Genomic DNA, 23,752 nt, shown 5'->3' with positions numbered 1-23,752 from the left:
TATGTAATTTTCCTCGTAATGACGTTACAATCTCATTTTATAAATTAAATTATGTCACAAAATTATTACCAAATACTAGGGGTTAGTAAAACAGCTAGCCAAGCTGACCTTAAAAAAGCCTACCTCAAGCTAGCCAAGCAATATCATCCTGATACTACTGATGCTAAAGATGCTGAAAAGAAATTTAAAGCAATCAATGCTGCTTATGATGTTCTAAAAGATGAGCAAAAAAGAGCTGCTTATGACCGTTTGGGACACGATGCTTTTCAAAATCAACAATCACGAGGGGGAGGAGGAAATCATGGCGGTTTTCATCCTGATATTAACGACATATTCGGTGACTTCTTTAGCGACTTTATGGGAGGCAGCAGAAGATCATCACGCCCAACTTCAGCTAAAGTTAGAGGCTCAGATTTAAAATATAATCTGACAATTAACCTAGAGGAAGCATTTCACGGTATAGAAAAAAATATTAGCTTTTCTAGCGCAGTAAAATGCGATACTTGTCACGGTAGCGGTTCTGAAAAAGGTGAAACCGTAACTATTTGCGATGCTTGCAGCGGTGTTGGAGCGACTAGAATGCAGCAAGGATTCTTTACGATTGAACAAGCTTGTCATAAATGCCAAGGTAACGGACACATTATAAAAAATCCTTGCAAGAAATGTCATGGCATGGGGCGTTACCATAAACAACGAAATTTATCGGTAAACATTCCTGCCGGTGTTGAAAACGGTACTAGAATAAGACATACCGGAGAAGGGGAAGCAGGTATTAGAGGCGGTAATAGCGGTGATTTATACGTTGATATAACAATAAAACCACATGATATTTATAAAGTAGACGGAGCAAATCTACATTGTAAACTACCTATTAGTTTTGTGAATGCTGCTCTTGGAGGAGAGATAGAAGTACCGGTAATTGAAGGAGGAAAAGTAAGCTTAACAATTCCTGCAGGCACACAAAACGGTGAGCAATTAAGGCTACGCAGCAAAGGTATGTCTAAAATGAGATCAACTATTAGGGGTGATATGCTTACGCATATTCATGTTGAAGTACCTAAAAATTTATCTAAAAGACAACGTGAATTACTAGAAGAATTCAAAAAAGAATCCATAAATGAAAAAGAAAATGACGGCAGCTTTTTTAATAAAATGAAAAGTCTGTGGTCGTAAATTTTATTTACCTTTCCTATAGAAATGAAACCTCCAATATTATAAAATATTATTTGCATAATATTACCGGAGGTTTTTATGCATTATAAGAATAATAACGATTTACCTGATTCAGTTAAAAATCATCTTTCGAGCCATGCTAAGGATATTTATCGCGAAGCTTTTAATCATGGCATTTGAACCATATAAGGATGCCGATAAAAGACGTGGAAATGACTCTAGAGAGACAGTTGCACATAAAGTAGCATGGTCGGCCGTAGAAAAAAAATACCATAAAAATGATAAAGGACATTGGGTAGAGAAATAAGTCCAAGAATATAGACCTATTCTTCTAGGGGTAATTTGTACGTCGATCCGGTACTTGAATCCTTACGTACAAGTGTACGCTGCGATTATGCATTCTGTGTTTCCCTCAAATTCCTCCCTATAAACGAGTTTCTGAATAGGTCTAATTTATAAGTTTGTGAGATTTTAAATTGAATCCTTGAAATTCTGTAAGCCTATATGTATATTTAGTTATTAACTGAATTTAAGTTCTTATGAAATTAACAAAATTATTGAGTACCCTTTTAGTTATAGGGTTAGTTTTAGGCGGGTGCAAAAACAAAAAAACCAGTGATGACATAGTAGTACCTATCGCTACCCTTTATAATGAAGGTATTACCTTATTGGAAAAGAAAAAATATAAGAACGCTGCAGAAGAATTCGGAAGAGTATTGTACCAGCATCCAGGTAATGAAATGACGCCGCAAGCCGAATTGATGCAGGCTTATTCTTTATTTCTTGCCGCTCAATATGAAGAAGCGGTTGATGTGCTTGATATGTTCATTAAGTTGCACCCTGCAAATGTTGACATTGCTTATGCATATTACCTTAAAGCATTATCATATTATATGTTAATTTCAGACGTAAATCATGATCAATCTAGAACTTTCCTAGCTAAAGATAGTTTTGAAGACGTAATAGCAAAATTCCCAAATACTAAATATGCTATTGATTCATCTTTAAAAATTGACCTAGTAAACGATCATTTAGCAGGTAAAGAGATGATGGTAGGTCGGTTTTACTTAAAGAAAAAGAATCCGATGGCAGCTATAAATAGATTTGAAGAGGTAATTGATAATTATCAAACTACTTCTCACTCGGTAGAAGCTCTTTACCGTTTAGCCGAGAGTTATATGATACTTGGACTTCCGGATGAAGCAAAAAAATATGCCTCAGTGCTAGGTTACAACTATCCTGATAGTCAATGGTATAGTTATGCGTACAGGCTAGTTCAGAACCACCAAAATTAAGCAGCATATGTTCTATAGTCTCTCAGTTAAAAACTTCATTCTGATAGACGAGCTGGAAATTGAGTTTAATAAAGGTTTATGTGTTATTACCGGTGAAACGGGAGCCGGTAAATCTATTTTACTTGATGCTATTTTATTTTGCTTAGGTTATAAAACTTCAAATAATATAATAAAGCATGGAAAAGAGTACGCTGTTGTTAATATAATATTCTCTTTAAATGAAGAAATAAAAAATTTTCTGATTCAAAATTTTATTGAACCTGAAGAGTTATTGTTTGTAAAGTGTCTGCAAAAAGCCGAAGGACGAAAAAATTTTTTCATTAATAATCAAGTGGTTACTAAAGCTCTTATGCAGCAATTAGCTACTTATTTATTCGAGCTTCATGGACAAAATAATAATATTTCTCTTCTAGAAGCAAATACGCAGCGTGATATTTTAGATAGTTATGGAAATCTTTTAGACTTTCGAGCGGAGCTTTCCAAATGCTATCAGGCTTGGCAAAATACTCGGAAAGAAATGGCCGAAATAACACTTAAACAAAATTCTATAGAACAAGAAATTGATTATTTGAGCTTTGCAACGGAAGAATTAACTAAACTGAACATTCAAACAGGTGAAGAAGAAAAATTAGCAAATCTACGAAAAGATTTGCAAAATAAAGATAAGGATTTACAGCTAATAAAAGATATTCTAGAACAGATTAATAACCCTGAAATAAATACATCGATTAATAGAGCAGAGAAATTATTAGCAAGGCAAGGCAACAATGAGCGTTTTGAAGCTATCGTTACAAGTTTAGAGGAAGCCTATAATAATCTAGAAGAAGCACGCCAAGAATTATCAAATCTGTTAGATAGTTTCAATTATGAGGAATATAATCTTGAAGAAACAGAAGAAAGATTATTTTTAATAAAAGCTATTAGCCGTAAATATAATGTTCCTGCTGATGCGTTAGGTGTATTTTTAGATAAATCTTTAGAGCAGCTCAGTATATTAAAACACAAAATAGCAAATAGTAATGAGTTGAAAGCTCAAGAAGTACTACTGCAGAAAAAATATTATGAACTAGCGAGTAATTTATCTGCAAAGCGTCTTATTGTTGCAAAACATCTAGAAGAATCGTTGCATCAGGAGCTAAAGCAGCTTAAAATGGCGAAAGCAATTTTTGAGATTGAGATAAATGCTAAAGAACCAACAGCCGACGGTAATGACGATATTGTGTTTAAAGCGTCTACTAACCCGGGAACAGCAGCTGCAGCAATTAATAAAATCGCTTCCGGCGGTGAATTATCAAGATTCATGTTAGCTTTAAAAACTTCTTTGTTTGATAAAATGGTAAAACCATCTATTATATTTGATGAAATAGATGTCGGGATTGGCGGAGAGGTCGCAGATAAAGTAGGTGAGCGATTAAAAAAACTGAGTAGTGTTACTCAAGTAATAGTTATTACGCACCAGCCGCAAGTAGCAGGTAAAGCGGATTTGCATATAAAAATCGAGAAAACACAGCTAGAGCAAGAAACGAAAGTAACGGTAAAAGCTTTAAGTTTAGCTGAAAGACAGGAGGAACTCGCCCGCATGATTTCAGGTAAAACAATCACTAAAGCAAGTTTAAAAGCAGCAAAGGAGTTGTTGCATTTGTAATAAGCGGTACGGTTTTTATGTCATTCCTGCGAAAGCGAGAATCCAGAAAATAACCTTAATATTGCTACAAGAAATTACATATTAATTAATAAATAAACCTATAAAAAACTTGTTTTTTATAGGTTTTACTGGATTCCCGCTTTCGCGGGAATGACATAATAGGGAACATATGAACAACAACTACACAAAATTAGAAAATGAATTTGCAACCATCTCACATTTTAATAATATCTTGAGCATATTATACTGGGATGTTGCCGTAAATATGCCTACGGGTTCAGGTGAGAGTAGGACAAACGAAATAGTAACTTTAACGTCGCTAGTTCATTCTATGCTCAAATCTCCTATTCTAAAGGAGCTACTTAGCAAGGCAAAAGAAGAATCAAAGAACCTTGATGAATGGCAGAATGGTAATATTAGAGAGATTGAGAGAAAAGTAACAGATGCAAATTGTATTGACGAACAGCTACAAAAGAAATTAGTAGCAGCTACTACTAAAGCCGCACTTGTTTGGCGAGAAGCAAGAAAACATAACGACTATAATTTATTCAAATCACACTTACAAAAAGTCTTAGATTATACGAAAGAAGTTGCTAAAGTACGAGCAGATGCTTTTAATTGTGGATTATACAACTCATTAATAGATATGTTTGATCCAGGCAGAAAAAGTAGTGAGATCAAACAAGTTTTTTCAGTACTTAAAAAAGAACTCCCGCAACTCATAAATAAAGTTTTAGAAAAACAGAAAACCGAGAAAGAACTAGTAAAACACAGCAAACTAGCTCCTGAAATGCAAAAGCGTATCGGAAAACGCATTATGGAAATTATGCAGTTTGATCTAACAAAAGGACGATTAGACGAATCGACTCATCCTTTTTGCGGTGGAACGCCAAACGATATACGTTTAACTACTAGGTATGATAAAGATAATTTCATAAGCGGTTTAATGGGAATTATTCACGAAACAGGACATGCTTTATATGAGCAGAATCTACCAGAAATGTATAAAGGGCAGCCGGTTGGGCTTGCTAAAGGTATGGCCTTCCATGAAAGCCAATCTTTATTTATGGAAATGCAAGTAGGTAGATCAAGGGAATTTACCGAATTTTTAGCTAAATTACTTAGAGACGAATTTGCTTTTAAAAGCGAAGAATATTCAGCAGCAAGTTTATATAGAAAAATTACAAGAGTGACGCCTGATTTTATAAGAGTAGATGCAGATGAATTAACTTATCCGATGCACGTAATATTACGTTTTGAGATAGAGGAAATGCTTATCAATGGCGACTTGAATCTCGATGAGTTGCCAAGCTGTTGGGATAGTAAGATGCAGGAATATTTAGGCGTTAAACCGGTAAGTTTTAGTAACGGCTGTCTTCAAGATATTCATTGGTCACACGGAAATTTCGGTTACTTTCCCGCCTATACAAACGGTGCAATTATCGCATCAATGGTGATGAAAAAAGTAAAAGAGATGCATTCAAATATAAAAGATGATATATTAAAGGGTGATTTTAGTAATTTAAATAATTATCTAAATAAGAATTTTAGAAATCTCGGTTCGTTAAAAAATTCAGCCGATTTATTAAAAAGTGCTAGCGGTGAGGACAAAATCAGCCCTGAGGTGTATATAAGATATTTAGAAGGGAAGTATTTATAGTAATAAAATCGTTATTGCGAGGAAATTACGCAGTACTTGACGAAGCAATCTCGGAAGAATTGCTGAAATTGCCACGCTCCTTGCAGTCGCTTGCAATGACGGCTTATGACAACAACTAAAACAATACAAACAATAATATGGAAGAAGACTTTAAAAAAACAGGTTATTTATTTGGCGAGAATGCTGTTTTTGTTGAAGAGCTATATAAGCAATATCTAGCCAACCCTGCCTCGGTTGATCAAACTTGGCAAGAATTTTTTGCCGGCATTCAGGATAATAATACTTTACTCAATAAAAGTACGGCAAAAATAATTATCCCTGATGAAATAAAAAAAGAATCGTTAAATAATAATTTATCTTCTGAAGACTTAAATAGTTTAAAAGCTAAGGAAATGATCAATGCTTATCGCAAGCATGCTCACTATTTAGCGAATCTTGATCCGCTTGGTCTTGAGCTACGTAAAACAAAAAATGATTTAAAGCTTAATATAGAAACTTTTGGTCTTGATAGCAGTCAGCTAGAAGAAAATATCAATATTACGGATGAATTTGTCGGTACTTGGAACTGTAAATTATCTGAATTAGTGACCAAGTTCGATAAAGTTTATACAGGTTCTATAGGTGTAGAGTTTGAACAAATAGAAAATGTAGCAGGAAAAAATTGGTTATATAATAAGCTAGAAAGCGAAGTTACGTTTTCTTCTGAAGACAAAAAAACTATCTTAAATGATTTAGTAGAAGTAGAAGGGTTTGAGCAGTATTTACATACAAAATTTCCCGGGGCTAAGCGTTTTTCCATTGAGGGTGGTGATGCTTCTATAGTTGCTATGAGTAAAGCTATAGATTTATCCATGCATCAGGGCGTCTCAGAAATCGTTATCGGTATGGCACATCGAGGGAGATTAAACACTCTAACTAAAGTAGTAGGTAAGCCATATAAAGCCGTTATTGCGGGCTTCATAAGCGGCAGCGTATTTCCTGATGAGCTAAATGTTTCAGGCGATGTAAAATACCATTTAGGCTATTCGTTCGATAGAATTCTAGAGGATAAGAAAATACACTTGTCGCTAGCTGATAACCCTTCACATTTAGAAGCGGTAAATCCTATAGTTGCAGGAAAAGTAAGAGCAAAGCAAGATATTCTTGGAGATACTAAACGCAGCAAAGTCAAAGCTATTTTAGTACATGGCGATGCTGCTTTTTGCGGTCAGGGCGTGGTTGCCGAGAGTCTATCAATGTCATCTTTAGCTGCTTATGATATCGGCGGGATATTGCATTTCGTCATTAATAATCAGTTAGGTTTTACGGCTAATGCTGCAGATACTAGAGCTAGTAGATATTCTACGGAGTTTGCTAAAATCATAGCTGCCCCGATTTTACACGTTAATGGTGACGATATAGAAGCAGTGTTAAAAGCCACCAATATTGCGGTAGAATACAGGCAGAAATTTGGTAAGGATGTTGTAGTAGAAATTATTTGTTACCGTAAATATGGGCATAATGAGGGCGATGAGCCGATGTATACTCAAGGCAAGATGTATAACATTATTAAAAACAAACTGACCCCTGGAAATATTTACGCAAATGAGTTAGTAAAAAGCGGTGTAATCGACAATAATTATTTTGCTAAGTTAAAAGAAGAATTTAAAGCAAAACTAGATAAGGAATATGAGCAGGCAAAAAGTTATAAGCAAGAAGCACATTGCTTAGGCGGATTATGGCAAGGTATTTCTCGTACTCGTACACAAGCTACAATAACGGGTATCAGTAAAAAAACATTACACGATTTAGGCACTAAACTATGCGAAATACCGAAAGATTTTGCCGTTAATCCAAAACTTGTCAAACTATTTGAAGCTCGGAAAGCCACTCTAGCAGCTGATCAACCTATTGATTGGGCGACGGCAGAGCAGCTAGCTTTTGCAAGCTTGCTTGCTTCAGGCACAAATATAAGGCTAACCGGACAAGATTCGGGACGCGGTACTTTCTCGCATCGTCATTCAGTATTGCACAACCAAATTGATGGTACTACCTATATACCTCTAAATAATTTATCTAAAGAACAAGCAAAATACGAGGTAGCCGATAGTAATTTATCTGAATATGCGGTGCTTGGTTTTGAGTATGGTTATTCACTCGCAACCCCAAAAAATTTAGTTTTATGGGAAGCACAATTCGGTGATTTTGCTAATGGAGCTCAGATTATTTTTGACCAGTTTATTTCAAGCAGCGAAACTAAATGGCTTCGTATGAGTGGGCTTGTGGTTTTGTTACCTCATGCATTTGAGGGACAAGGACCGGAGCATAGTTCGGCAAGACTTGAGAGGTTCTTACAACTGACGGCTGAGAATAATATGTATGTTACATACCCTACTACCCCTGCTTCGATTTTCCATCTGCTACGTCGCCAAATACTTGATGATACCCGTAAACCGTTAATCGTAATGTCGCCGAAATCATTATTACGTCATAAATATGCCGTATCTAAACTTGACGAGCTAGGTGAAAATACTGCTTTCTTACCAGTTTTAGATGAAGTAACTAAAGTAGATACAAACAATATTACTAAAGTAATTTTATGCAGCGGTAAGGTATATTACGATCTATTTGAAATGCGTGGCAATAACAGTAATATAGCGATTATTAGGCTTGAGCAATTATACCCTTTTGAAAAAAAACTTGTAGCATCGCTATTAAAAAAATATAATAGGACGCAGGAATTTATTTGGTGTCAGGAAGAACCAAAGAATATGGGAACTTGGTGTTATATAGTTTCTCACTTAAACGATGCTTTAAAAGAAGCAGGAATTAAAAATGAATTTAAATATGTAGGTAGAGAGGAATCAGCCTCTCCAGCAGTAGGCTCGCTGCAAGCACATAATAAACAGCAAGAGAAACTATTAAGGACAGCATTGGGCATATGATTCTTAGGGTATTGCCTAATAATCATCATTGCGAGCGACTAAAAGAGCGTGGCAATCTCAGGAATTTGCCTGAGATTGCTTCGTCGACGCTTATAGCGTCTTCTCGCAATGACGATAAAACTATACAGGGCGATGCTATACAAAAATATAGGAGTAAAATAAATTATGAGAGTGAAAATTATAGTACCGTCGCTTGGGGAGTCCATAACGGAAGCAACTATTGCCAAATGGTATAAGAAAGAAGGCGATTCGGTTAAAACCGATGAATTACTATTAGAAATCGAAACCGAAAAAGTGACTTTAGAAGTTAATGCTCCTTGCAATGGTACTATAGGTAAAATATCGAAAACTGACGGTGCAAATGTAGCAGTTGGCGAAGAAATAGGCGAAATAAATGAAGGAGCATCTGTAAATACTGCCGGTACTAATAATGAATCTGCTAAAGCTCAACCAGTAACACAACCTACTTCAGAAAAACCTGCCGTGGCTAATAATACTCTTGCTCCTTCTGTACAAAAATTAGTTACCGAAAATAAGCTTGACCCCAATAATATAAAAGGAACAGGTAGAGACGGTAGAATTACCAAAGGTGACGTGCTTGCAGCAATAAACACTACGACTACTTCTGCTCCTGCAATAAGTAAATCTAATGAAGAAAGAGTGCAGCGTGTTCGTATGTCACGCTTGCGTAAAACTATTGCACAGCGTTTAAAAGATTCACAAAATACAGCAGCTATTTTGACTACTGTTAATGAAATCGATATGTCAAAAGTAATTGCTTTGCGTAATCAATATAAAGAAGAGTTTGAGAAAAAGCATGCTGTGAAACTTGGGTTTATGTCTTTCTTTGTTAAAGCAACAATTGAAGCTTTAAAGCTTATTCCGTCGGTAAATGCTGAAATAGATGGCGATGATTTAGTATATAAAAATTACTATGATATAGGTGTAGCTGTCGGAACAGAGCAAGGGCTTGTTGTACCAGTTGTTAGGGATGCCGATAAAATGGGATTTGCTGAAGTGGAGAAAACTATAGGAATTTTGGCTAAACAAGCTCGTGAGGGTAAGCTTTCTATGGCTGATTTGTCAGGTGGGACATTCTCGATTTCTAATGGAGGCGTATATGGCTCATTATTATCTACACCGATTATTAATCCTCCTCAATCAGGTATTCTAGGCTTACATAAAACCGAGGAAAGGGCTGTAGTTATAGACGGTAAAATTGAAATACGTCCGATGATGTATATAGCTTTATCTTACGATCATCGTATAATTGATGGGAAAGAAGGAGTATCGTTCTTGGTAAAAATTAAGCAGCTTATTGAGAATCCTGAAAAGTTATTGTTAAATTTGTAAAAAATTGTCATTGCGAGCAGCCGTAGGCTGCATGGTAATCTCATGAAATCGTAACAAACTCCTGAGATTGCTTCGTCAATTACTTCGTAATTTTCCTTACAATGACTTGGTCCCATTTTTACTCTTGGAAAAAAGTAAAATCATTCAAAGAAAGGAAGTATATAATAATGATAAAATGTACTCGTCGTATTGAGTTCGATGCAGGACATAGAATTATAGAACATCAGAATAAATGTCAATTCCTGCACGGTCATCGCTATGTTCTTGAGATCGCTATAGCCGCAAACAAAACCGATAAACTTGGTATGGTAATCGATTTTGGTTTAATTAAGGATTTAGCTAAAAAATGGATTGATGAAAATTTTGATCATAGCTTAATCCTACATCAAGACGATAAGGCAATGGGGCAGCAAATAGAAAATTGTACCGGTCAAAAAATATATTACATGCAAAATAACCCAACTGCAGAAAATATAGCGACGCATTTAAAGAATGAAATTTTTCCTAAACTTTTCGTAAGTCAAAACTTCTTCGTAACTAGCCTCAAACTATATGAAACACCGAATTGTTTTGTTGAGGTTTAGGTATGCAAGATTGCTGTTTAATTTTAACTACTACTAATGATTTGCAAATTGCTGAGAAAATAGCATCTGTTTTGTTAGAATTAAATCTTACTGCCTGCATTCAAATTGACGATGTCAAAAGTTACTTTAGATGGAATGGTAGAGTAACTTTAGAAACTGAATATAGACTTGTAATTAAAACAAAATCTTCTAATTATAATGAAATTGAAAATAAACTCCTTGAAATTCATAATTATGAATTACCACAAATAATAAAAATAAATATTGACTATGGCTTTCAAAAGTACTTAGAATGGATTAACCAAAATAATAAATAAACTTATAGTTGAGAAAATTTAAAAATTAAGTAAGTAAATTATGAAATTATGGCAAAAAGTTACCTTAGGGTTAATCTTAGGTATTATATTTGGTATATACTTACCACAATATGTTAATTATATTAAACCTATCGGTGACATTTTCTTACGTTTGATAAAAATGATCATTACCCCTTTAATTTTCTTCAGTTTGGTTTCCGGTATCACTAGTATGAATGATAATTCTGCCCTTGGTAGAGTAGGAATGAAAGCGGTAGTCGCTTTTTTAGGTACTACTTTTTTTGCCACGGTTTTTGGACTCACTGTTGCCTTAGTATTAAAGCCAGGAGTAGGCGTACATATAGATTTCACCTCTTCAGGAACGACAAGCAGAACTTCATTTAATATAATTGATTTTTTTGTAAATATCGTCCCTGATAATGCTGTTGAGGCTTTTGCAAACGGTGATGTCTTACAAGTTGTATTTTTTGCTATTTTTGTTGGAATTACCTTAAACAAAATGAAATCTATCGGTGAACCTATTACTGATTTAATTCATGTAATGTCAAAATTAATATTAAAAATGATATCGTTTGTTATTCAATTATCCCCTTACGGTGCTTTTGCTTTAACAGGCTGGATTGTAGGCATGCAGGGAGTTGAGGTAATGATTAGTTTATCGAAACTTGTTGTAGCGGTAGTTGTAGCGATGACATTCCAATATTTAGTTTTTGGTTTACTTATATGTGTATTCTGTCGTGTTTCACCTATACCTTTTTATAAGAAAAGTTTTGAGTATCAGATACTTGCTTTTTCTACTTCAAGCAGTAAGGCAACTCTTGCAACTACTATGCAAGTTTGTCGTGAAAAGCTTGGCATTTCAGAGTCTAGTACTTCGTTCGTACTTCCGATAGGTGCATCAATTAATATGGACGGCTTTGCTATAAATTTATCTCTTACCACCATATTTTTTGCTCAGATGATGGGAGTAACACTTGCTCCTCACGACTATTTAGTCATTATTCTCACCTCAACACTTGGATCTATCGGTGGTGCCGGTATTCCCGGTGCCTCTTTGATAATGCTTCCTATGGTTCTTTCTTCGGTTCACTTACCTATAGAGGGAGTAGCAATTATTGCTGGTATTGACCGAATACTTGATATGCTACGTACTACTATCAATATTACCGGAGATGCAACAATTACTATGATTATAGATAATAGCGAAGATACTTTAGATAAGGAAGTATATTTATCTTAATGATACTGCTAACTAAGATCCGACATTGTCATTGTGAGCAACTATAAGCATTGTTGTCTGAATTGAAAAATGCGTTTTATGTCATTCCTGCGAAAGCGGGAATCCAAGGAAAAGCGAAATTAAAATATAGTTATCAAAAAGAAGATAATAGAATAAAATTTTTACAAGGTGATTCTAATAAAGTAGGGGCAATATTCCCAAAAGCCAAAATATCTGAAATAGTACATCCTATACTTTAAATAGAAGATGCTCATATTAATACTATAGGTATTTTGGAATATTTTTGAAGAAGGGGATTATTTCATCATTGAAGATACTAATATTGACTATAATAATGCGTGCTATGATGTTTGGAGGAAAATTTTAGATGAAAAAACTTGTATAGCAACATTAGAAAATTTAAACAATACAATCGTTAGATTAACTAGCTGGTTGAAAGAAAACAAAGATTTATATTTAGTAGATACAAAATATGTAAATTATACAAAAGAAATTAAAGATACCGTAAATAATAATGCAGAAATTATACATATAAAAAATATCGATCAAAAAAATTATAATATAATGATTCCCTATGACGGTGAGGTACGGATTAGCGGAATAGAAGAATTAATTTGTCATATGTATGGAGTAATAGGGATAATTGGTAGTTTGCCTGTATTATATAAAGAAGATAAGAATATTATTAGCGCAGTAGCACCAAGACGTAATTCGCATAATGAACATAGCTCTCAATCGCCGTATAATGATTGAGATTGGCATGTAGATGCTGCATACCATCCAAATGACCAAGAAGAGTGATAACTTATCTCCTATAGTTGACACTTAATTTGGGGGATTGTACATAAAGGACATGAGAATCTATTTATAGTATATATTAGCCTTAAAGATATTATTAAATCAATTGAGCTACCAAGATATCTTAATCGGGCTAACAACATCGCAGTCGTAGACTGCATGGCACTCCCCAAAAAATAATAAAAAAATTCTGTAAATCAGAATTTTTTCTCTTCCTTACTTCGTCAATTGCTATGCAATTTTCTTGCAATGACAGAGACAGAACATAAGGCAGAAAATTAAGATAGGTTTTTATCCTAACTTGTGAAGTATAAATAGAAACGCTACAAAAATTTAATGGTGAGAATTGAGAAGCTTTTTTATTGCTTTTCTTTGTTTTGAGTCTTTATGCTATTTCTTTCTTTTATAATTTTCAGTTTAGTTTTAAATGGAGCAACAAATAAAGCAGTATAGTAATTCTACGTAAAGTTCTATAGCATCCACCGCTATCCAATCTAAAGCTCTTTTCCCTTTGCAATCTTTAATTTTGATCCGCTCCATATTCTAATAAAATACGAGTAGGTTCAACATTAAGATATGATAATGCATAATAAGGGAAGTCATTCCGATTTTAGAATTTTGAACATTAGGATTAACACCTAACTTAAGCAAAAGTTTTATTAAATCAAGATTATTTCTTTCTGCGGCTAGCATCATTCCGGTAATACCGTCTTCATATCTTAAATTAGGACTCATGCCCTGATTAATTAAAAGTTCGGAAATTTCCAGCTTCATAAATCCTATATTTATATGGATTAAATTCATAGGTGCACCACACTTTAATAAAAAATCGGCAATTTTTATATTATTATTCGATATAGCATAATCTAAAGGAGTCCAGCCCAAGTATGGTTGATTTACTCCATATCCCTCATCTAATATTTTTTTACTTCATCAATATTATCTGCTTTAATAGCATTTGCTATCGGTGTAATTGGATTTTCGACTTTTTGATCATACTCAACACCATTCACATATATCTTTTTTAAACTCAAGTTTACATTCCATAACATGAATAGAAGCAATAATTAAAATAATTATAAACTTTAAAATTACTTGAATAATTTTCATATAATCAATCGAGGTACTATGTAGCTATACAGCATTAAACCTTTGTCGGTAAGATAGATATTTTCATCTAGTCTAATTAAGTCTAACGCTTGATAATGCTTAAGATTATTCACATCTAAAATATTCTCTAATTTCGTGTTTAATTTCTGCTCTAATGTAGAAATATTTATACCTTTGCTAAGGCGTAAACCCATCATTAGTATTTCTTCAATAGTTTCTTGATGTGTTAACTTAGTATTAGTTTGAATACCAACATTTTTTGTTTTAACCGTATCTAACCATTTTTCAGGTTTATGCCACATCATAATTGCCGATACCGAACTTGAGGATTCAATGATTCTACTATGAGCTCCGGGGCCTATACCTAAATAGCTATTATAATTCCAATAAGTTAAATTATGCAAACATTCATACCCTATCATAGCATAATTGGATATTTCATATCTAAAATACTTTTTAGATTCTAGATAATGATTCGTCCATTCATACATTTCAGCTGCCGCATCTGAATGCGGCAAAATCAGATTACCCTCCTTAAACAATTTATAACACGGCGTACCTTTTTCGATAGTCAATTGATAAAGAGAAATATGTGAGGTAGCGAGCTGCATAGCTTGTTTTAATTCTTCTTGCCAGTCTTTTAATGTCTGACCGCTACGTGCATATATTAAATCAAATGACACTCGTAGAAAAATCGTATTTGCCGCCTCAATTGTTTTAATGGCCTGCATACAATCATGAGTCCTACCTAATTTTTTTAAATCGTCCTCTTTTAAGGATTGCACTCCTATTGAAACACGATTAATTCCGGCGGCTTTGAATGCTTTAAATTTTTCAGTTTCAAATGATGTGGGATTAGTTTCTAGAGTTATCTCGGTTTGATTATCAATAATTGCTAGATTACTGATTTTATTTATTATTCCTTCAACTATTACAGGATTCATTAAAGAGGGAGTACCGCCTCCAAAAAAAATAGATTTTATATATTTATTTTGAATAATATCCTTAAAATATTCAATTTCAGTTTCATAAGATTTAAGCCACTGCTTATGATCTATAGTACTTGCTACATGAGAATTAAAATCACAATACGGACATTTGGACAAACAAAAAGGCCAATGAATATAAATACTTAAATCATTAGCCATAACTCTCATATTTTGTATTTTTGCTAGTGCTAACTTAGGTTTTGTAGACATTGCTAAAAAGATTTAATTTTGGTTATTTTTTGCTACAAATTATAAGATTTTTTTGAAATATGAATAACTATTTCTACAAAAATCTTATTAATTTTCGCTAAAAAAGACCTCAAAATAGCAAATCAATTAGCAATGTCTACAAAACCTAGCATCTTCTTTGATGTTATTCAAGGTGTATGATAAAACACTATTCTAATTCAAAGAAAACTTTAAATAAAGCTTTTAATTTAATAGATTTTATTAAAATAATGAAAAAAAATTACCCACTATTTTATAATTTTTTGTGTTCAAGCTATGGGAAGTAATAATGCATAAATATATAACCCAAAAGACACTAAATTTCTAGAAGAAACTGAAGCTCTAAAATGGACAAAAGAGCGTACTGATAAAATAGCAAAGGCTTGCCAATCTATGCCTACTTATAAGGTAGTTAAGAAAGAAATAGAATCTGTTTGCTATGATCAAAGAAAAACTCCTTTTGGTGCTATACGTAAAGGTTACGTGTATAATTTTTGGATGGATTATAAAAAGCCCAAGGGTTATGGCGTAGGATATTGGTTGAGAATTACTCGAAAGATAAACCAAATTGGGAAGTTCTAATCGATTTTGATAAATTATTCAAAAAACTCGGTAAAAAAGTAATGTATCGAGGTAGGAGTGATTGTTTTCAAAATCCTAATCGTTTCTTAATTACCATGTCATTTGGCGGTAAGGATGAGATATTTTTTAGAGCATGGGATTTAGAGAAAAAGATTTTGTAAACAATGGTTTTGAGCCAAAAACAAGTAGCGGGAAATTACTAGAAGGTAAATTTACTGTCCCTACTTGGGTTGATCAAGATACTATTATATTTATCCAGTTTTGCATCAAGAGGAAGTGACTGACTCTTTATATCCTAGCTTGCTCTACATATGGAAGCAAGGAGAACCTATAGAGAAAGCCAAAAAACTATTTGAAATACCAAAGAATTTATATACGTGTATCAGCCAGTAAGCTTTTACCGATAATATTTCTTCATCTTTAATATTTATATCTGCAAATAAGGCTTTTTATAATTACGATCATTATATTTTAGATACTAAAGATGAGAGCTTAAAATTACAAAAAATAAATATGCCATCAGATGCAATACCTGAAGGTTCTTTTAAAGAATATGTATTTTGGCTACTGCGTTCCGATTGGCAATTTAAAGATAGTAATATAAAGCAGGTTCACTTATTGCCATACACTACGCTGATCTTCTAAACGAAGATAGCGATAAAGCTAGCTTAAAAATATTATTTACCTCAACAGAGAGGGAAGTATTGTATTTTGTAAGAATGACTAAAGATACGATATTTTTAACTAGCTATGAGAATGTTATTTTCAAAAGTAGTAACATTTACATTAGAAAATCATGAATGGACAAAACCGGTAACTTTACTGTCTTATGAAAATACAATTTTTGGTATGTTGTCTGATGATGAGGAAGAAGATGCATTAATTACTATAGAACATTCTATAGTTCCTCCCACTATCTGTTTATGGAATAAAACTCATGAATTAAAAGTTATTAGAAAGCCTTTATATCCGTTTGATAGCAAAAATTATGTTGTAGATCAAAAGGAAGCTACAAGCTCGGATGAAATACCATATTTTATTGTCTATAAAAAAGGTACAAAGATTGTAAAAATCCAACATTACTTGAAGCATACAGCGGTTTTCAAGTAATCAACTCTCCATATTTCTCGCGCATGGAAAATGAAGTATGGGTTAAACATTGTGGGGTTAGTGTTCTTACTAATATTAGAGGTGGCGGAGAGTTTGGTCCTGAGTGGCATAAGGCAACTCAAGGAATAAAACGTCAAACCGGTTTGAATGATTTTATTGCAGTAGCAGAGGATTTAATAAAGCAAAATATTACTAGCCCTGAGTATTTAGGAATTAAAGGAGGAAGTAACGGCGGATTGCTAGTAAGTGTTGCAATGACACAGCGTCCTGATTTATTTGGAGCTATAGCATGTGAAGTGCCGATACTTGATACGATACGATATAAAGAATTCGGAACAGGACATTCATGGGGTACAGAATATGGTGATCCAAAGTAGAAGATTTAGTACATATCAAAAAATATGCATCGCTAGAGAATTTATCTTTAACGCAAAAATACCAGGCTGTGTTAATTACAGATTCAGTATTAGAGCAGCGTGTATACCCATGACATGGAAGAATTGTTGAGTATGTGCTTGAGAAAGACCCAAATACTAAAACTTACCTTCTAGGAAGTGTAGATAGTGGGCATGGTAGTGGTAGTGATTTTTAAAAGATAGTGCCAATTATTTGATCAATATTTATACATTTTTTGCAAATGCTTTGAAATTAAAAATTAATTAAATTTAATACTAGGTCAATATGTGTTACTTATTATACTACTGGATAGTTTTAAAAAACCGTCGATGTCATTCCTGCGAAGACACATGGGTGTCAACTTAAGGCAAAGGTTACCCCCGTGGCTTGACCACAGGATCCATATAATTTTAGTATTTTTACTGGATCCCGCAATCAAGTCGGCATTGTTGCATGGATCGGAAAACCTACTCGATGTCATTCCCGCGTAGGTGGGAATCCAGAAAAATAACTTCAATATTGCTACAGAAGTTACATACTTGATAAAATCACCATACAAACACTTGTTTTTATATGCTTGACTGGATTTCCGCTTCGCAGGAATGACATAATGTAGATATAATATAAATTCAAGAAAACAATTTTCCAATTCCGCTACGTAATAGATTTTTAGGATTCATTTTACTGGCTTTTTTCATTATCTCGCTTATTTGTTTATATTGCTTTAGCAAAATATTTACCTTTTGTACCGTAGTTCCTGCTCCAACAGCTATACGTTTCCTACGTGAAGCATTAATTATATCAGGATTTTTACGTTCTTTTGGCGTCATAGATAAAATAATTGCTTCTTGATGTTCAATTATTTTACTATTTAATTTTGCTGGATTTATTTGATCCATAATTTTACCGCTACCCGGTAACATACTAAGTATACTTCCAAAACCTCCCATTTTTTTTATACTTCTCATTTGCTGAAGATAATCATTTAAATCAAACTTACCCTTTTTTAATTTAGCTGCCGTTTTTTCGGCTTCTTCTCTATCAACAATACTAGCTGCTTTTTCAACAAAAGAGATAATATCACCCATATCCAGTATTCGAGAAGCTAAACGTTCAGCATCGAATTCTTCTAAATCAATTAGGTTTTCACCGCTACTTAAAAATTTAATCGGCTTTTTAGTAATATATTTTACACTGAGTGCTGCACCACCCTTGGAATCGCCGTCAATTCTAGATAAAATTAATCCTGAAATTGCTAACTTTTCATTAAAACTACTTGCCGTAACTACTGCATCCTGCCCTGTCATACTGTCGATTACTAACAAAGTTTCTGTAGGCTCCACTATCTTTTTTATTGCAAGCGCTTCCTCCATCATCGCTTTATCAATTTGTGTACGACCTGCCGTATCATAAATTATGACATCATAAGCAGAAATTTTAGCCTCGGCAATAGCTCTTTTGACAATATCGAGGGGTTTCTCACCTTGCACAATAGGTAATGAATTAATCTGTACTGAGTTTGCAAGTATAGCGAGTTGCTCTTGTGCAGCCGGTCTGTAAGTATCCAAAGAAACAAGTAAAACTTTCTTATTTTGATTTCTAAGCCGTAAAGCAAGCTTACTACTCGCCGTAGTTTTACCACTCCCTTGCAGCCCTACCATTAGGAAATTTACGGGCGGCTTTGAATTTAAATTTAGCTTTGTCTCACTTTTACTTGAAGCTAAGAGATTGATCATCTCTTCATGGATAATTTTAATTATCATCTGTCCAGGTGAAACAGACTTAATAACCTCCTGCCCTAAAGCTTTCTGTTTAACTTCCGCTATAAAATCTTTTATCACCGGTAATGCAACATCTGACTCTAAAAGAGCCACTCTTATATCCCGCATAGCAGCATCTATTTGGGCTTCCGTCAAAATGCCTGAGCTAACTAGCTTATCAAAAATCTTCGTTAAATTTTGTGTTAAAGTTTTAAACATACAAATAATTTAATTTATAAAGTTCCTAAAACCTAATATATACTACGAGTAAATTAACAATAGTCAAAATAAAACATAAATTAAATTTATATTCTAGAGGGAAGCCGCTTTCTATCTTGAATATCTATTAACTATTTTTTAAAAAAAGGAGTATCTCAATATATTTTGTTGTTTTATGGATAACATAGAAAGGAACGTAGTGATATCGTGTTAATTACTCGAAAACTCATTCACCACTAATATATAACTTGTTTTTAAGTCCAAATCATAATCAATGGTATTATATATTAACTTTTTTATGTTGGTAAATTTTTGCAGTAAATATGAAGGGTGTCTATTTGATAGTTTATTAAAAATCTTATTTTCCAAATCTAGAAGTTCAATATTAACGTTGGCAGATTTTTTAAGGATTCTATTCATTAATAATAATAAATTATCAATAAAATCTAGCCATAATTCTCGGTCTTTAGTAGTAAAGCGATTAATAAAATCTAACGTTTTGTTATCTGCTATCGATTGAATAAACTCGGAATATAATTCGTTTTTAGTATGATGGATAGATGCTCTAACATTAATTTTAAAACATCTTGATCTAATGGTAGAAATAATACTTGCAGCTCTTGAAGTAATTAAAAAAATGTAACTATTCTTTGGTGCATCTTCAAGAATTTTTAAGCATGAATTCGCTGCATTCAAATTCATAAGCTCTGCTGCATAAATTATTGCAACTTTATAACCTGAAATTGCAGAAGTTTTACTTAAGAAGTCTTGTAATTTTCTTATTTGTTCAATAGAAATATTTTTAGCATTAGATGTAGCTGAAGTTTCCCTAGCGATGAAATGATAATCAGGATTGTTGTCAAGAGGAATGCTATTCTTAAAAAGCTTAATATATATAAACTCTTCTAAATCTTTTAAAGCTTGCTCTATATTTTCGGCTTCGATAAGCCAACTATTGTATAGCGTATTATGTTTTAAGTTAAACTCTAGGCGTTCAATTATCAATGGTTGTAATATCATTATGAATTGTACTTAAGAAGTATTCTATATCATTCCGGCTTTTGCAGAGCATTATTGCATGAGCTGGTTTTTCTAGTGTCACCCCGCAAGCGTGTAACGGGGTTCAGAAATTATTAGTACTGTAAATACGTTACTTCTTTTAATTACAAGCTTCTTTCATTTTTCTTCCGGCTCTAAAAGTAGGTTGATTGTAAGCATCTATTTTCATTTTTGCTCCGGTTTTTGGGTTACGACCCTCACGTGCTTTTCTATGATGTATTTCAAATGAACCGAAACCTGTTATATTAATATTATGGTGGTTCTTTATAGCACTAATCACACTATCAAGAACTAAATTAAGTGCTTTCTCGGCTTCAGCTTTTGTTAATGTTTTATGTGAAGCATGTTTATGATTATGAGCATGGTCGGTCATAAATGCTATAAATTCGGTTTTATTCATTTTTTTTGGTTCTTTTGTGTTATGTGTACTCATAATAAAATCAATTCTCCTTTAATAGGTTAATATGTATTGATGTTTTTTTATAAAACAATATATACAACTGGCAATAATATACATCAATATATTTTTTATGTGTGTTAATTATAACAAACTACCCACATACTGCAAATGCCAGTTATTTACAAAATTTAAAATATATACGTTATTATATTAATTTATAGAAAAATGTAGCCATTTTACATCAGTTATACTGTTAAAACTATCTTAATCAAGTAATTAAAGTGAAAATTTATCGTTAAAACCATAATTTATTGTCAGTAGTAAATTACAAAAACTAATTTTCTACTCTATAAAAAATTATAAGTTTTTTAATAAAAAACAATATATACTTAATTTACATAAAAAGTGGAAACCGTCTTTCACCTTTTATATAGAATATTTCTAACCGAATAGCAGATTATGTAATAATTCACTATGCACATTAATTTAGAATAAAATTTTTAATCCAATGTTATTGTCTAAAATTTGTATTAAACGTCCTGTCTTTGCTACAGTTTTGAATTTGGTTATCGTAGCTCTTGGAGCAATGTTTTTTACCAAACTACAAATTAGAGGTACTCCGGATATTTCAGTTCCTATTATAAATGTCGAAGCTCATTATGCAGGTGCCGATGCCTTATATATGGAGCAAGCAATAACGACACGTATAGAAAAAGCTTTAAAGACGGTTAAAAATTTAGATTATATAACTTCTCAAAGTTCTACCGGCACAAGTAGTATTACTTTATCGTTTCTATTATCTACTGATATTGAAGTAGCACTAAACGATGTCCGCGCCAAAATATCGGATATCACTTATATGTTCCCGCAAGATATGAAAGCCCCGTCAGTTACAAAACTTGATGCCGATAGTTTCCCAAGCCTCTTCATAAGCATTGAAAGTGATCAATATAGCAATTTAGAATTAACAAAGATCGTCGAAGATAATCTACAAACACCGTTAGATAAACTTGAAAGCGTAGGACAGTCACAAATTTACGGCGGTCGGGAATATATAATAAGAATAGAACCCGATTCTAAAAAATTATATCAACATAAAATTTCTTTATTGGAGATTGAATCTGCAATAAAAGAGCAAAACAAAGATTATCCCGCAGGTACGATTAAAACAAAAAGCAATAATTTTATAGTAACTCTTGCAGGTTCTTTATCTACACCGGAAGAATTCGGTAATATTATTCTAAAAGTACAAAACGGAGGTATCATAAAATTACGAGATATAGCAAAAATATCTTTAACTTCTCCCGATGAGGACATAATTTTTAGATATAACGGCAAAAGCGCTATTGCCCTTGGTCTTATAAAAGAATCAAAAGCTAACGTCATAGATTTATCATATGAAGTAACTAAAGCACTAGAAAGAATTAAAGAATCCATGCCCACAGGAATAAGCATGGGTATCGCATATGATGCAGCAACACCTGTAAAAGCATCAATTTATGCAGTATTTCAAACAATTTTTGAAGCTTTAATATTAGTAGTTTTAGTCACTTATTTATTTCTTGCTTCTGCTAAAATTACCTTAATTCCATTTGTAACGATTCCGGTATCGTTGATCGGTACTTTTAGCGTAATGTATGTTTTTGGATTTTCTATTAATATATTTACGCTCCTTGCTATGATACTTGCTATAGGTTTAGTGGTCGATGATGCGATAGTTATGCTTGAAAACATTTTTAGATATAATGAAATGGGGCATAAACCCATGGAAGCGGCTATGCTTGCTTCTAAAGAAATCGGCTTTGCAATCATTGCTATGACTATTACGCTTGCTGCCGTATTTTTACCCGTGGGTTTTATAGAGGGTTTTATCGGGAAATTATTTATTGAATTTGCTTGGACTTTAGCATTTTGTGTTTTGTTCTCAGGATTTGTTGCTTTAACTTTAACTCCTATGATGTCAAGTCGTATGGTTACAAAACATAATACGGACTTACCGAAATTCTTAGTAAAGTTTAACGACATTCTACAATTTATTCAAAATAAATATATTTACTATCTAAAGCTAACTTTTGACAATCAAAAGAAATTTGTCATCATTATTGCATCATCATTTATAGTGCTGATTATTAGTTTTAAATTTACTCAAAAAATTTTCGTACCCCAAGAAGATGATGGATTCTTACAAGTTTCTCTTAAAGGTCCTGAAGGTTCTAATTTAGAATCTTCTACTAAAGTAGTGAAAGAAGCCGAAAAAATCCTTGCTAATTATAAAGATATATTAGGTTATCTGATGGTAATAGGTGCAGGCAGTAGCGATAACGTTTTTGGATTCATTCCTCTAAAAAATTGGGGTGAGCGTTCTTGTTCCCAAGAAACTATTAAGAATATGTTAAATAAGCAGTTTTCTGAAATACCGGGCATGTCGATTTACGCTATGGATCCACGTTCAATGGTTAGCGGGAATGCAAGTAGCCCTATCGAGTTTACTATTCAAACGAACCTTGAATATGATGATCTAGATAAAATATCACAACAATTTATTGATATAATGAAAACAAATCCTATTTTCTTAAATGTTAATAGAAATTTACAATCGGCAATGCCGACTATAAGTATAGAAGTCAATCGTGATAAGGCTTATTTATACGGAATGGATTTGGCAAATATAGGCAAAACGGTACAATATTTACTTGCAGGTCACCAAATTGGGCATTTTAGAATGAGTAATGATTTATATGACGTTATATTACAATTTAATCAAAAAGATCGAAAAGATATTAGCGATTTTAGTAAAATTTTAATCAGAGCAAAAAATAATAATATGTTACCGCTTGAATCGATAGCCAATATTACGGAAAAAATATCAGTAAAATCATATAGTCATTATAATAATTCAAAATCCGTTAC

Annotated in this window: 18 protein-coding genes and 3 pseudogenes; 15 read left to right on the top strand and 6 right to left on the bottom strand. The window is 33.1% G+C overall.

Annotated features, from left to right (window positions below; translation table 11 throughout):
• The first annotated feature begins 51 nt into the window (after positions 1 to 51).
• The 3 genes from dnaJ (at position 52) to BG75_RS01610 (ending at position 1,480) form a co-directional block, all read left to right on the top strand.
• Positions 52 to 1,173, top strand: a complete 1,122-nt coding sequence (dnaJ, locus tag BG75_RS01615) for a molecular chaperone DnaJ (RefSeq protein ID WP_062811197.1) — start codon at positions 52 to 54, stop codon at positions 1,171 to 1,173.
• Positions 1,174 to 1,251: 78 nt separating this feature from the next.
• A complete protein-coding gene (locus BG75_RS10480; protein WP_084777185.1) occupies positions 1,252 to 1,353 on the top strand; it encodes a ChaB family protein in 102 nt (33 codons plus the stop codon).
• Positions 1,343 to 1,480, top strand: coding sequence for a ChaB family protein (locus tag BG75_RS01610; protein ID WP_014362790.1), 138 nt, complete (start codon positions 1,343 to 1,345; stop codon positions 1,478 to 1,480). The genes BG75_RS10480 and BG75_RS01610 overlap by 11 nt, the downstream gene beginning before the upstream one ends.
• Before the next feature lie 22 nt (positions 1,481 to 1,502).
• Here the strand turns inward: BG75_RS01610 and BG75_RS10310 are convergent.
• Positions 1,503 to 1,611 (bottom strand): annotated as a pseudogene (locus BG75_RS10310) (palindromic element RPE1 domain-containing protein); the annotation flags it as partial.
• Positions 1,612 to 1,712: 101 nt separating this feature from the next.
• Here BG75_RS10310 and BG75_RS01605 point away from each other — a divergent pair.
• The 10 genes from BG75_RS01605 (at position 1,713) to BG75_RS10780 (ending at position 12,944) form a co-directional block, all read left to right on the top strand.
• On the top strand, positions 1,713 to 2,468 hold the full coding sequence (locus BG75_RS01605) for an outer membrane protein assembly factor BamD (protein ID WP_012736537.1): 756 nt from the start codon (positions 1,713 to 1,715) through the stop codon (positions 2,466 to 2,468).
• Positions 2,469 to 2,475: 7 nt separating this feature from the next.
• Positions 2,476 to 4,113 carry a DNA repair protein RecN gene (recN, locus tag BG75_RS01600; RefSeq protein WP_062811196.1) on the top strand — a complete coding sequence of 546 codons (1,638 nt, stop codon included), beginning with the start codon at positions 2,476 to 2,478 and terminating at the stop codon, positions 4,111 to 4,113.
• Between the two features lie 169 nt (positions 4,114 to 4,282).
• Positions 4,283 to 5,773, top strand: coding sequence for a carboxypeptidase M32 (locus BG75_RS01595; protein ID WP_062811195.1), 1,491 nt, complete (start codon positions 4,283 to 4,285; stop codon positions 5,771 to 5,773).
• Positions 5,774 to 5,910: 137 nt separating this feature from the next.
• Complete coding sequence (locus tag BG75_RS01590; protein ID WP_062811194.1) at positions 5,911 to 8,697, top strand: 2-oxoglutarate dehydrogenase E1 component; 2,787 nt, start codon at positions 5,911 to 5,913, stop codon at positions 8,695 to 8,697.
• Between the two features lie 165 nt (positions 8,698 to 8,862).
• Positions 8,863 to 10,050 carry a 2-oxoglutarate dehydrogenase complex dihydrolipoyllysine-residue succinyltransferase gene (odhB, locus tag BG75_RS01585; protein ID WP_062811193.1) on the top strand — a complete coding sequence of 396 codons (1,188 nt, stop codon included), beginning with the start codon at positions 8,863 to 8,865 and terminating at the stop codon, positions 10,048 to 10,050.
• 167 nt (positions 10,051 to 10,217) lie between these two features.
• The gene (locus BG75_RS01580; RefSeq protein WP_062811233.1) at positions 10,218 to 10,634 is read left to right on the top strand and encodes a 6-pyruvoyl trahydropterin synthase family protein; all 417 of its coding nucleotides are present in this window, start codon (positions 10,218 to 10,220) and stop codon (positions 10,632 to 10,634) included.
• Positions 10,635 to 10,636: 2 nt separating this feature from the next.
• A complete protein-coding gene (gene cutA, locus BG75_RS01575; protein WP_010976888.1) occupies positions 10,637 to 10,951 on the top strand; it encodes a divalent-cation tolerance protein CutA in 315 nt (104 codons plus the stop codon).
• A gap of 40 nt (positions 10,952 to 10,991) precedes the next feature.
• Positions 10,992 to 12,191, top strand: coding sequence for a dicarboxylate/amino acid:cation symporter (locus BG75_RS01570; RefSeq protein ID WP_062811192.1), 1,200 nt, complete (start codon positions 10,992 to 10,994; stop codon positions 12,189 to 12,191).
• A 53-nt stretch (positions 12,192 to 12,244) separates the two neighbouring features.
• Complete coding sequence (locus BG75_RS01565) at positions 12,245 to 12,430, top strand: hypothetical protein (RefSeq protein WP_062811191.1); 186 nt, start codon at positions 12,245 to 12,247, stop codon at positions 12,428 to 12,430.
• Between the two features lie 193 nt (positions 12,431 to 12,623).
• Positions 12,624 to 12,944, top strand: a complete 321-nt coding sequence (locus tag BG75_RS10780; RefSeq protein ID WP_252903573.1) for a cephalosporin hydroxylase — start codon at positions 12,624 to 12,626, stop codon at positions 12,942 to 12,944.
• 588 nt (positions 12,945 to 13,532) lie between these two features.
• Here the strand turns inward: BG75_RS10780 and BG75_RS01555 are convergent.
• A complete protein-coding gene (locus tag BG75_RS01555) occupies positions 13,533 to 13,874 on the bottom strand; it encodes an ankyrin repeat domain-containing protein (RefSeq protein WP_062811190.1) in 342 nt (113 codons plus the stop codon).
• Positions 13,875 to 14,095: 221 nt separating this feature from the next.
• The gene (gene hemW / locus BG75_RS01550; RefSeq protein ID WP_062811189.1) at positions 14,096 to 15,298 is read right to left on the bottom strand and encodes a radical SAM family heme chaperone HemW; all 1,203 of its coding nucleotides are present in this window, start codon (positions 15,296 to 15,298) and stop codon (positions 14,096 to 14,098) included.
• 315 nt (positions 15,299 to 15,613) lie between these two features.
• On the opposite strand from hemW, the pseudogene BG75_RS09420 reads away from it, so the two are divergent.
• Positions 15,614 to 17,671, top strand: a pseudogene (locus tag BG75_RS09420) (prolyl oligopeptidase family serine peptidase).
• A 362-nt stretch (positions 17,672 to 18,033) separates the two neighbouring features.
• Here the strand turns inward: BG75_RS09420 and ffh are convergent.
• The 3 genes from ffh to BG75_RS01515 form a co-directional block, all read right to left on the bottom strand.
• Positions 18,034 to 19,383 carry a signal recognition particle protein gene (ffh, locus tag BG75_RS01525; protein ID WP_062811186.1) on the bottom strand — a complete coding sequence of 450 codons (1,350 nt, stop codon included), beginning with the start codon at positions 19,381 to 19,383 and terminating at the stop codon, positions 18,034 to 18,036.
• A gap of 210 nt (positions 19,384 to 19,593) precedes the next feature.
• On the bottom strand, positions 19,594 to 20,403 hold the full coding sequence (locus tag BG75_RS01520; RefSeq protein WP_217284867.1) for a DNA polymerase III subunit delta': 810 nt from the start codon (positions 20,401 to 20,403) through the stop codon (positions 19,594 to 19,596).
• Between the two features lie 139 nt (positions 20,404 to 20,542).
• Entirely contained in the window at positions 20,543 to 20,875 is a 333-nt protein-coding gene (locus tag BG75_RS01515) for an HU family DNA-binding protein (protein WP_062811185.1), read from the bottom strand.
• A 475-nt stretch (positions 20,876 to 21,350) separates the two neighbouring features.
• On the opposite strand from BG75_RS01515, the pseudogene BG75_RS01510 reads away from it, so the two are divergent.
• Positions 21,351 to 23,752, top strand: a pseudogene (locus tag BG75_RS01510) (efflux RND transporter permease subunit); the annotation flags it as partial.

This window comes from Rickettsia endosymbiont of Proechinophthirus fluctus, from assembly GCF_001602635.1.
Taxonomy (GTDB): Bacteria; Pseudomonadota; Alphaproteobacteria; order Rickettsiales; family Rickettsiaceae; genus Rickettsia; species Rickettsia rickettsii.
This window is presented reverse-complemented; position numbering and strand designations above follow the sequence as displayed.

Excerpts from the sequence above, each read along its gene's own strand:
- odhB (WP_062811193.1), top strand. The coding sequence starts at position 8,863 with ATGAGAGTGAAAATTATAGTACCGTCGCTTGGGGAGTCCATAACGGAA.
- BG75_RS01580 (WP_062811233.1), top strand. The coding sequence starts at position 10,218 with ATGATAAAATGTACTCGTCGTATTGAGTTCGATGCAGGACATAGAATT.
- recN (WP_062811196.1), top strand. The coding sequence starts at position 2,476 with ATGTTCTATAGTCTCTCAGTTAAAAACTTCATTCTGATAGACGAGCTG.
- ffh (WP_062811186.1), bottom strand. The coding sequence starts at position 19,383 with ATGTTTAAAACTTTAACACAAAATTTAACGAAGATTTTTGATAAGCTA.
- BG75_RS01595 (WP_062811195.1), top strand. The coding sequence starts at position 4,283 with ATGAACAACAACTACACAAAATTAGAAAATGAATTTGCAACCATCTCA.
- BG75_RS01590 (WP_062811194.1), top strand. The coding sequence starts at position 5,911 with ATGGAAGAAGACTTTAAAAAAACAGGTTATTTATTTGGCGAGAATGCT.
- BG75_RS10480 (WP_084777185.1), top strand. The coding sequence starts at position 1,252 with ATGCATTATAAGAATAATAACGATTTACCTGATTCAGTTAAAAATCAT.
- BG75_RS01520 (WP_217284867.1), bottom strand. The coding sequence starts at position 20,403 with ATGATATTACAACCATTGATAATTGAACGCCTAGAGTTTAACTTAAAA.
- hemW (WP_062811189.1), bottom strand. The coding sequence starts at position 15,298 with ATGTCTACAAAACCTAAGTTAGCACTAGCAAAAATACAAAATATGAGA.
- BG75_RS01570 (WP_062811192.1), top strand. The coding sequence starts at position 10,992 with ATGAAATTATGGCAAAAAGTTACCTTAGGGTTAATCTTAGGTATTATA.
- cutA (WP_010976888.1), top strand. The coding sequence starts at position 10,637 with ATGCAAGATTGCTGTTTAATTTTAACTACTACTAATGATTTGCAAATT.
- BG75_RS01515 (WP_062811185.1), bottom strand. The coding sequence starts at position 20,875 with ATGAGTACACATAACACAAAAGAACCAAAAAAAATGAATAAAACCGAA.
- dnaJ (WP_062811197.1), top strand. The coding sequence starts at position 52 with ATGTCACAAAATTATTACCAAATACTAGGGGTTAGTAAAACAGCTAGC.
- BG75_RS01610 (WP_014362790.1), top strand. The coding sequence starts at position 1,343 with ATGGCATTTGAACCATATAAGGATGCCGATAAAAGACGTGGAAATGAC.
- BG75_RS01605 (WP_012736537.1), top strand. The coding sequence starts at position 1,713 with ATGAAATTAACAAAATTATTGAGTACCCTTTTAGTTATAGGGTTAGTT.